Genomic DNA, 7,857 nt, shown 5'->3' on the forward strand with positions numbered 1-7,857 from the left:
GCCCGTACAGGCCGCCGACGGTGAGCGCCCCGATGCCGGAGGCGCGCAGCAGCGACCGCCGGGTGAGGGCGCCGCGGCCGGTACGCTCGACATCATCGCCACGGTCGCGAACGCGGCGATGAGTGCGGTGAGCGGCCTGTCCGCCATCCTGGCCCCGGTCGGACACGTAGTGGGCGGCCTGGTCAGCGCCTTCGGCGCGCTCCCCGGACCGATCCAGTCGGCGGCCCTGGCACTGCTGCTGTTCCGCAGGGCCCAGCCCAGCCTGAGCCGCCTCGCCACCACGGTCACCGGGCCCGTGCGCACGGGCTTTCAGAACTTCGCGCAGCAGATGCGGGTGCAGCAGACCCTCGCCGCCACCTCGGGCGCGGCGATCTCCCGGTACGGCGCGGCGTGGGCCGCGGTGCAGGCCCGGGTGGGTTTCCTCGGCAACATGACCAGCGCGTTCCGCAGCGCCAACGGGGCGGGCGTGACGTTCGCGGGAACGCTCAACGGCGTCTCCCGCGCCGCCGGGAGCGGCCTGCGATCGGCCCTCGGCGGCATCTCCAACGCGCTCGGCGGCCCTTTCGGTATCGCCATGGCCGGGGTCTCCGTCGGCCTGGGGCTGCTGGCCGCGCGCCAGCAGCGCGCCGCGCAGGCCGCCGCCGAGCACCAGCAGCGCATCTCCTCACTCACCTCGGCGCTGCGGGAGTCGGGCGGCCAGATCAACGGTGATGTGCGCGGGCAGGCCGCACAGGCGCTGCTGGACACGAAGGTGTCCCAGGGCCAGCTGACCAAGGTCATGGAGCAGGCCGGTGTGCCCGTCTCCACCCTGACCGACGCCTACCTCGGCCAGGGCACCTCCCTGGACGCGTTGCAGAAGAAGCTCCAGGCCACGGCCGACAACCACAAGGAGTACAAGGACTTGGCGGGCGGCAAAGCGTCGGTCCTGGACTACTCGGACGTCGGCCGGCGGTACAAGGACGCCGCCGACGCACTGGGCAGCGTCAAGGGCGAGATGGCCGAGTCGGTGAAGAACGCCAAGGAACTGGCGAAGGCCACCCAGGGTGCCGGCGACGGCACCTCGGCGTACGACCGGCTCAAGGGCGCGGTCGGCGGCCTGGCGGACAAGACCGCCGACGCCGACACCCGCACCCGTTCCCTCAAGAGCGCACTCGACCTGCTCTCGGGCGGCCAGATCTCGCTCCAGGCCGCGAAGGCGAAGGTGAACAGCGCCGTCCTGGACCTGAAGGAGGGCGGAAAGAACGTCAACCGGGAACAGGGCTACGGCGGCCGACAACTGGTCAACCAGGACAAGACCATCAACACCGGCACGAGGAACGGCCAGCAGCTCTACACCCAGCTCACGTCGCTGTCCGATGCGGCGGCGGATGCCTCCGTGGCCACGTACGACCTGGCGCAGCGCAACGGCGAGGCATTGCCCAAGGCGCTGGCCAAGGCGCGCGGCGAGATGAGCCGGGCGCGCGAAGCCGCCGTCCGGGCCGCGCGCGGCTACGGGCTGACCAAGACCCAGGCCCAGGGCGTCGCGGACAGTCTGGGCCTGCTGCCCTCGAAGGTCAGTCTGCTGCTCCAGACCAAGGGCATGGACAGCACCCTGGCCAACCTGATCGCCGTCCAGTCGGAGTTCCATCGCCTGCCGAAGGCCAAGACGATCAAGGTCGACTCGGTGAGCGACGGCGCGCAGAAGAAGCTCCGCGCCCTGGGCTTCACGGTGAAGACGGTGCCGGGCACCCGGCAGATCAAGATCACAGCGCCGACGGCCGCCGCGCGAAAGAATCTGGACGGGCTGATCACCAAGCTCGGCCGGACCCCGAACAGCAAGAACGTGCGGGTCTCCGCGGCTACCGCCGCCGCGATCAAGGGCCTGTCGGCCGTCCAGGGCAAGATCCGAGCGACGCCCGGCGCGAAGTCCGTGACGGTCTCCGCACCCACCGCCAAAGCCCGCAAAGAACTGCAAAGCCTCGGCTTCCGCATCCAGAAGGTCCCCGGCTCCAAGAACGTCAAGGTCCTCGTCCCCACCGGCGGCCCGCGCAAGGCGGCCGACACGATCCAGCGGCGGATCGATGCCCTGCGCGGCAAGTCCGTGACGGTCACCACCCGGCACGTCACCATCTTCGACGAGCTCCGCGACTCGAACGACAACGCCGCCAAAGCCCTCCAACGCCAGGCCGACGACATGCGCAAGCAGGCCCGCAAGCACGCCCAGGGCGCCGTGGTCGACTACTACGCCGACGGCGGTTTCCGCCGTGAGCAGCACGTCGCGCAGATCGCCCCCGCCGGAGACCTGCGCGTGTGGGCGGAGCCGGAGACGCAGGGCGAGGCGTACGTCCCCCTTGCCGCCTCCAAACGCGCCCGCAGCAAGGCCGTCGTGGAAGACGTCGTCGGCCGCTTCGGCGGCGAGGTGCAGTGGTTCGCCGACGGAGGCACCACCGGGCGGGCCAGCCGCTCGTACGGCTCGGTAATGGCCAGCTCCTTCACACAGGCCCGGAGCGCGGCCGCCATGGCCGACGTCGTGCGCCGCTTCGACGTGCGCACCGGCACAAACGGCGCCCGCTCCCACGTGGTCGACGCACGCGCCGGCGGGCGGGTCCAGGTCGTGGTCGTACGCGAGCAGCAGCCCCTGATCGGCACCATGCCGGTCACCGTCAGCGACAGCTCCGCGACCCCCGAGCAGATCGGCACCGAAATGATGCGCAACCTGCGCAACGCCCAACGTGGCGGGAGAGTCGCATGAGCACACCACCCAAGCAGCAGCCCCTGATCGACCTCGCCCCGTGGCAATTCGAGATCGGCGGAGTCGTCCTCGGCCACGGCACACAGGTGCCCGTCGGCACCGTCGAGGGCCTGGGCTCCCCCGGCGTCCGGCCCCAGGACACCGACAACCCCACCGGTGACGGGACCTTCCCCGGCCAGGACTTCTACGGACCTCGTACGGTCCGGATCGAAGCGGGCATCAAGACCCCCGGCGACCCGACGGCAGCTGCCGAGCTCCTGTCCCGGCTGGAGCTGGCCCTCGACGACCCGGCCGCCCGCACCCGCCCCGAGGGACGGGCCGTGCTGCGTGGCCGCTGGCCCGGCCACGGCACACGCCGGCTGTACGGGCGGCTGCGCCGTATGGAGGTGACGAGCACGGCGAACGCGGCCGCCGGCTGGCTGCCGCTGGACATCGAATTCGCCGCCCTCGACCCCCGCTGGCACGCCGATACCTCCTCCCATCTGGACTTGAGCCTTGACCAGGCGGCCCCTCGACGGCGCGAGCACATCGCGGCGGAGGCACAGGGCGTCGAGCAGCTGCTGGGCGCGTGCGCGAAGGACGAAGGGGCAGACCGCCCCGGCTGGGTCACCAACGCGGGCACCGTCTCCGCGCGGCCGACCCTTCGAGTGCACGGCCCGTGTACCGACCCGCGCATCTGGAACACGGTCACCGGCCGCGTACTCGACCTGGACCTGTCCCTGCGTACCGGGGAGTGGGTGGAGATGGAGACCCGACCCGGCACCGGCTGGGTCCTGCGCAACGGCATCACCAACGTCGCCAACGCCCTGTCCCCGGCGTCCCGGCCCGATCAGTTCACCATCCCGCCGGGCCGGTCGGAGATCGGCTGGAGCGCCGACGCCCCGACCGGTACCGCCCGCCTCGAAGTGTCGTGGCGCTCGGCGTACACCGCCCTGTGAACGGAGACCAAGTGACCCTCGTCCAGCCCCCGATGATCGTGGACGGCGGACGGCACACCGCCCGCGCGATGCGCCTGATGATCCGTGACCTGGCACGCGGCCGACCAGGCGTCGCCGAGGCCGGGGACCTCAAGGTCCGGCCCCTGGAGACGCCCGGATCCGCAGTACGCGTCGGCGGGGGCTCGGCGCTCATCCACGGAGCCCGGCCCTGGCAGGGCGCCTACACCCAGAGCAACATCGGCGACAGCACCGTCAGCGTCCCGGCCACCGGGCCGTTCAGCCGCACGGACCTGTTGATCCTGCGGGTGGAAGATCCCGAGTTCGAAGGCGAGCGCGACCCGGGCTGCGAGGACATCGGCTACTTCCACCTGGTGCAGGACGTGGCCCGTGACGCGACCGACGTGCCGAGCGGCATGACCGGCATCCCGCTCGCGCGGCTCACCCTGCCGCGCTCCACCGCGACGGTCACCGCCGACATGATCACCGACCTGCGACAGGTTGCCACTCCGCGCACCGAGCGCACGCTGCGCATCGCCCACCCGGACGAGACCAAGAAGCTGCCCGAGAAGCACGACCGCTGGATCGCATGGCCGGAGGAAGCCGCGTGGGACGTGGCCGTCCCGGACTGGGCGACACACGTGACCCTCGTGCTCACCGTGTCCGGCCTGCGGGTCGAGGCCGGCAGCATCTACGCCCAGATGCGCACCCGCTTCGGCGAGCGCACCGCGAAGCCGACCGTGGTGGACGACGACGGCACTACCACCCGCCGTACGACCGTCGTACTCGCCGACGACCTCGCGGTCCCGGCCGAGTACCGCGGCACCCGCCAGCACCTGGCCGTACAGATCGACCAGATCGACAAGTACGGCGACGGCGACCTGTCCGTGGCGAAGGGGACCACCGTCGTCGCCGAGCTGGAGTTCACGGAAGGCGCAGTGTGATGCCCGATTACCGCTACATCGTCGCCGACGCTGCCACCGGCGAGATCCTGCACTGGTCCCTGCCGCTCACGGAAGTCGAGTTCGGACCGGAGAAATCCGGCCCCGGATCGTTCCACGGCACGCTGAGCCCGAGCTTCGGCCACGGGCTCAGCGGCATGCTCGACGCCGGGAACGTGGTGATCCTCGTCGAGCGGAACGCACAGCTCGTGTGGGGCGGGCTGGTCTGGCGAACCGAGCCCGAGGGCACGAAACTCCCCATCGAAGCGAGCGGATTCACCAGCTACCTGCACCGCCGCTTGGACCTCCACGGGAATCTGGGCGGGCGAGGCCCGTACATCGAGGCCGACCCATGCCAGGTGATCCGCGACGTGTGGGCGTATGCGCAGGCCCAGCCAGACGGCGACCTGGAGGTCGTCGTGGACGACACGAAGTCGAAGGCGACGATCGGTACGGCGAAAGACCCCTACACCACCCACAAGTGGGAGGCCCGCAACCTCGGCGAGATCGTGGACGAGATGGCCGAGGCCGACGACGGCCTGGAGTGGTCGGAGACCGTCGCCTGGCGCGAGCACCGTGCAGAGCGGCGCATCACCCTCGGCGCTCCCCGACTCGGCCGCCGGCGCGAGGACCTGACGTTCACCACCGGCGCCAACCTGATCGGCACCCCGCACGTCGTCGAGGACGCCGATGCCTACGCCCAGTGGGTGGTCGGCCTCGGCGCAGGTGAAGGCAAGAAACGCAAGGTCGTCATCGACGGCGTGCGCAACGGGCGACTGCGCTTGGAGAGCCGGCTGGAGACCAGCGAGAAGGACGAGACCAAGCTCAAGCAGCGCACACGGCGCGAGCGCCTCGCCCGGCAGATCCTGCCGACGCTCACCGAGCTGGAGATCGTCGACCACCCGGCAGCACCGATCGAGGCACTACGCGTCGGCGACGACGTCCGTATCCGGTTGCACGAGCCGCACACCGCGTACGACGGGTGGAACCGCATCGTCGGCTGGACCATACGGCCCGGTGACGGCGAGACCCCCGAACGCGTGACGCTGAAGCTGGAACGCACGGTCAAACCGGAGGAATCCGGTGACAAGGGGGAGGAGCAGTAGATGCCGGACGCGATAGCCGCGCTCGCGCGCCGCATGGCCCGGTTGGAGCGCCGGGTGACCGTCTTGGAGCGGGCTCGTCGCGCGCCGTACCCGCCTTGGCGCGACCTGCCGCTGACCGGCGACACCGCGGTACCGGATTCCGAGCAGCCACCGCAGGTGCGCGCCAACCTGTGGGAGACGGTCGATTTCAGCGGCCGAATCGGCCTGAAGGACGGGCGGGCCGTGGACGGGGCGACCATCGCCCTCCTGCCGGAAGGCTGCCGGCCCGCAGCACCCCGCACGATTCCGGTGGCCTCCGACGCCGACCGCCGCGAGCTCCACCTCGATGTCGATCCCCAAGGCGTGGTGGCACTTCGGGTACAGGACGGCGGCAACGTGAAGGCCACCTGGCTCAGTCTGGACAGCGCCTCATGCCGCGCTGACCGGGACGACGCCGAGGAGTAGCCGCTCTTCGCCGTCCTGGCGCACCTGACTGGGTACCATGACGATCACCGGGCGACCCTCCGCCCGCCAGCCCAACTCCCGAGGGACCGGCCCAAGACGGGCCCGGCCACATGCCATTTCGGCGCAGGGGAGAAGGGCAGAGCCATGGCAACACCGCTGAGCGCCGACAGATTCCTGTCCACGCTGAAGGCCGCCGGGCTCGGAGTCGTCGAGCACGGCACGTGGCGCACCCACAACCGCCGAGGCCACGGCAATTGGGGCCCCTTGAACGGGGTCATGATCCACCACACGGGCCCGTACTCCTCCGAAGGCGACATGGTGGATCTGTGCCGGGTCGGCTACCAGGGGCTTCCGGGGCCCCTGTGCCACGGTGTCATCGACCGGTCCGGAACGATCCACCTGGTCGGCTACGGACGGGCCAACCACGCCGGGATGGGCGACAGCGACGTCCTGCATGCGGTCATCGCCGAGAAGGATCATCTGCCGCGCGACAACGAAGGCGACGCCGACGGCAACAGCCGCTTCTACGGGTTCGAGTGCATCAACACCGGCAGCCAGCCCTGGCCTGCGGCGCAGCTCGACGCGATGGTCCGCGTCGCGGCTGCACTGTGCCATGCCCACGGATGGAATGAGCACAGCGTCATCGGTCACAAGGAGTGGCAGCCGGGTAAGCCGGACCCCGGCGGCATCGATATGGATGCCTTTCGGGCTCGTGTCGCAGCTCATCTCAAGGACGGCGGCAAGCCGAAACCGAAGCCCAAGCCCAAGCCGAAACCCAAGCCGAAGCCGGGCCCCAAGCCCAAGCCCAAGTACGCGGCTTACCCGGGGCCGGACTTCTTCCACACGGGCCGGGCGTCACCGGTGATCGAGGCGATGGGCAAGCGGCTGATCGCCGAGGGCTGCGACTCCTACGGCACCCCGCCGGGGCCGGTCTGGAATGAGACCCATCGGCGGTCATACGCCGCCTGGCAGATCAAATGCGGCTACCACGGCACCGACGCCGACGGCCTCCCCGGCGAAGCCAGCTGGACCAAGCTCCATGTCCCAGGCGGTGCCGGCGCCGCCGTGCCCGGGAACTCCGACGACGAAGAGAAGAAGCCCGACACCATGCCTCAGGCCCTCGCCGACGTCGCCGAGCGCGTCGTCGCCACCTATGCCCAGTCCTTCTTCGGGCTCTTGCTCGCCTCCGGCACCACCGACCTGGTGTCGTTGTCGTCGCTTCAGGCGGCTGCGGTATCAGCGATGCCCGCCGGCTTCTCCGCCCTCAAGTCCGCCATGGGAACGATCCTGGGCCGGTCCGGTACGGCCTCATGGCTTCCGACCAAGCGAGATCCAGCCACCCCGCCCCGTTGACCGGCCTCGACTGGAGGAAGGAGGGACGCTATGCCGGACGGCGAGGTTGCCCTGGCGCTCGCAGAACTCCGCAACACCCTGGAAGTCGGCTTCGCCAGGATCGACGGGCAGCTTGCGCTGCTCGTCCAACGGTCGGATCAGACCGACAAGGCGGTCGAAGAGCTGGAACAGAGGGTGACGGCGCTGGAGAAGGGACGGTGGCCGATACCCACGGTTGCTGTGCTGGCCAGCATCACCGCGGTGGCCCTCGCCGTGTTCGAAGCCGTGCGTGGCTGACTGGGACCCGCGTTGGGGCTGAGCAAGAGGAGGGCCCCGTCGTACGACGGGGCCCTCGGGCCTCTTGGAAG

6 protein-coding genes and 1 pseudogene are annotated in these 7,857 nt (G+C 70.5%); all 7 read left to right on the top strand.

The features are described from left to right. A pseudogene (locus tag ACFU99_RS24970) lies at positions 1–2,731 on the top strand (hypothetical protein); the annotation flags it as partial. Continuing rightward, on the top strand, positions 2,728–3,669 hold the full coding sequence (locus ACFU99_RS24975; RefSeq protein ID WP_384395544.1) for a hypothetical protein: 942 nt from the start codon (positions 2,728–2,730) through the stop codon (positions 3,667–3,669). The pseudogene ACFU99_RS24970 and the gene ACFU99_RS24975, both read left to right, overlap by 4 nt. A gap of 11 nt (positions 3,670–3,680) precedes the next feature. Beyond that, on the top strand, positions 3,681–4,610 hold the full coding sequence (locus tag ACFU99_RS24980) for a hypothetical protein (protein ID WP_384395546.1): 930 nt from the start codon (positions 3,681–3,683) through the stop codon (positions 4,608–4,610). Then, positions 4,610–5,713 (top strand): hypothetical protein, encoded by a 1,104-nt coding sequence (locus tag ACFU99_RS24985; protein ID WP_384395548.1) that lies wholly within the window; start codon positions 4,610–4,612, stop codon positions 5,711–5,713. The genes ACFU99_RS24980 and ACFU99_RS24985 overlap by 1 nt, the downstream gene beginning before the upstream one ends. After that, on the top strand, positions 5,714–6,157 hold the full coding sequence (locus ACFU99_RS24990) for a hypothetical protein (protein ID WP_384395550.1): 444 nt from the start codon (positions 5,714–5,716) through the stop codon (positions 6,155–6,157). Positions 6,158–6,301: 144 nt separating this feature from the next. Further along, positions 6,302–7,510 carry a peptidoglycan-binding protein gene (locus ACFU99_RS24995; RefSeq protein ID WP_384395552.1) on the top strand — a complete coding sequence of 403 codons (1,209 nt, stop codon included), beginning with the start codon at positions 6,302–6,304 and terminating at the stop codon, positions 7,508–7,510. Positions 7,511–7,540: 30 nt separating this feature from the next. After that, positions 7,541–7,786, top strand: coding sequence for a hypothetical protein (locus ACFU99_RS25000; RefSeq protein WP_384395554.1), 246 nt, complete (start codon positions 7,541–7,543; stop codon positions 7,784–7,786). Positions 7,787–7,857: the final 71 nt, after the last annotated feature.

Origin of the sequence: Streptomyces sp. NPDC057654 (assembly GCF_042800135.1) — a bacterium.
GTDB lineage: Bacteria > Actinomycetota > Actinomycetes > Streptomycetales > Streptomycetaceae > Streptomyces.